Source organism: Microbacterium sp. Bi128, from assembly GCF_918698205.1.
This window is the reverse complement of sequence record NZ_CAKKMM010000796.1, coordinates 1-2,317: the sequence shown is the minus strand read 5'-3', so window position 1 is coordinate 2,317 and position 2,317 is coordinate 1. Positions and strand designations below refer to the sequence as shown.

The following is a 2,317-nucleotide window of genomic DNA, read 5'->3' as shown; positions in this document are numbered from 1 at the left end:
GAGTTATACAGCCCGTAGTCCACGCGCATGCGGCGGTAGTACCCGGCGTCGTTGTTCTGGAGGTCGTCCGCCGCGCCGAGGCTCTTCTGGCTGGTGCTGTAGGCCCCGAGCACCCTGCCGCAGCTTGATCTCCAGCGGAACCCGAGCGGATAGGAGCGCCGGGACGCGTCCACCATGGCGGAAAGGGATTTGCCCTCGTTGAGCCATTCGGCAAACGTGAACGGTTTCATGGTGGAGCCGGGCTGGAACCCGCCGGCGCCGTTGAGGTCGTTGCCGTTGGCGTCCTTGGAATCGACGTTGAAGTTCAGTTGCGTGTCGAATTTGCCAGGTGCCGGGAGAAACACGGTGTTTTGCGCCATCGCCAGGATCTTGCCGGTGCCGGGTGCGATGGAGACCATCGCGGCGCCCCACTTGTCCGGGTTGGCCCCGGCCGTGGCATCGACCTGCGCCTGCGCGGCCACTTGGAGCCGGCTGTCCAGGGTGGTGGTGATGGCCAGGCCGCCGCGGAACAGCTTCCGCTCGCGTTCGGCAATATCCGCGCCGTAGGCCGGATTGTTGAGAATGAGGTGGGAGACGTAGTCGCAGAAGTACGGTGCCATTTCCGCGCCGGCGCATCCCTGCCTCCCGGGGGTGATCTTGAGATCCACCGGGGCGGCCACGGCCGCTTCGTGCTGCGCTTGGGTGATGGCGCCATAGCTGAGCATCTTGGCGAGAACCTGGTTGCGCCGCTGGACGGCGTTTTCCGGATGGACGTCAGGATTATAGAAGCTGGGGCTGTTCACGAGGCCGGCCAGCAGGGCAGCCTGTGGCAGGGTGAGGTCCTTGGCAGTGGTGTTGAAGAAGTAGCGGGACGCAGCTTCGATGCCGTAGGCGTCCCGGGCGAAAAACACGATGTTCAGGTACCCCTCCAGGATCTGGTCCTTGGTGTATTTCTTCTCCAGTTCGACGGCGAGCCTCATCTCGCGGATCTTGTCAGCCATGCTCTTTTGCCCGTTGAGGACAATCTGGTCGCCCTTGTCCGCCGACACGAGGGATTCATTGAGCACGTTGGTGACGTACTGCTGGGTCAGGGTGGAGGCACCCTGCCTTCCGCCGTTGGTCAGGTTGGACACCAGCGCCCGGAGAATCCCCTGGGGGTCAATGCCGGCATGTTCGTAGAATCGCCGGTCCTCGATCGCGACGATCGCGTCCTTGATGTACGGGGACATTTGGTCGAGCCGGACCTTCACGCGGTTTTCAGCATAGAAGGTGGCGATCGGTTTCCCGTCGGCGGTGAGCACCCTGGTCGATTCCGACGGCGGATCAACAGTCAGTTCCGAGGGGAGGCTGTTGAACAATTTGATCGAGTCGCTGACGGCGACGCCGGTCGCGGCCACGGTGGGCACCAGAAGGCTGGCGGCCAGGACGCCGCACACCGCGCTCGCCGTCAGGAACCCGAATAGCCTCCACAGGGTCGTGGCTACTAGGGATCCGGTGCTTTTCCTGGGCGACATGCTGCCTGGACAGGCTAGGTCAATGAGTCGATGGCGACGGTGATCGCCAGGAGGAGCGGGACGTCCTCGCCGCCCGCGACTTCGACGCCGTAGGACTCGCGCACGCGGAACCACTTCTTGGAGATCGTGGCGACCGTATGACCGTCGCGCTCGATCTCGTACTCGTGGTCGACGATGTTGCCGTGCGCCTTCATGTCAGGGCCGTCCTTCACGTCGATCGAGAAGCGGTCGCGGAGCCCTACCAAGGCCTTGTGGACCGTCGCGGCGGTGTCGCCCCCGCGCTCGATTTCGACCTTGTCCCGGATCGAGAGCTTGCGCTCCTGGATGCGGGCCACCTCGTTTCCCGAGGCGTCCTCCAAAACGAACGTGTCCCGGATTCGGACCGCCTTGCCGTTGACCTTGTAGGCGCGTTGGCCGTGGCTGTCTTCGATCCAGAAGTCGTCCCCGATCGACAGCAGTTTCTCGCGCATCTGAAACCGCTCGCCCATGGGTTCGTCATGCCGGTGCCGCAATAGTCCCATGCCCTGACCATAGGACCGCTCCGCCGGCCGGCACCTCACCCGAACCGGATGGTCCGGGCGGCTGACCTGTCCCCGCTGGTAACCTGAACATCATTGTTTGAGTAGTTGAATGGGCTGGGAGGGCCGGTGCCGGGAGTGCAGAAAGAACGCACCAAGCGGGCGGACGCCGTCCGGAACAAAGATGCCATCATTGAAGCCGCGTTGACACGCCTCAGTGACAATCCCGGTGCAAGCATGGCTGAAATTGCTCGGGTTGCGGGGGTGGGCAGGGTGACCCTCTACGGCCACTTCGCAGATCGGAAG

The 2,317-nt window shown here is 63.6% G+C and carries 3 protein-coding genes; 1 reads left to right on the top strand and 2 read right to left on the bottom strand.

From position 1 onward, the window contains the following. Positions 1-1,493: transglycosylase domain-containing protein (locus LQV45_RS26375; RefSeq protein ID WP_230009660.1), on the bottom strand; the 1,493-nt coding region annotated here is incomplete at its 3' end. Positions 1,494-1,507: 14 nt separating this feature from the next. Next, positions 1,508-1,981, bottom strand: a complete 474-nt coding sequence (locus LQV45_RS26370) for an LURP-one-related/scramblase family protein (RefSeq protein ID WP_230009658.1) — start codon at positions 1,979-1,981, stop codon at positions 1,508-1,510. 267 nt (positions 1,982-2,248) lie between these two features. Between LQV45_RS26370 and LQV45_RS26365 the strand changes: the two genes are divergently transcribed. Then, positions 2,249-2,317 (top strand): TetR family transcriptional regulator (locus LQV45_RS26365; protein ID WP_230009661.1); only part of this gene is annotated, 69 nt, incomplete at its 3' end.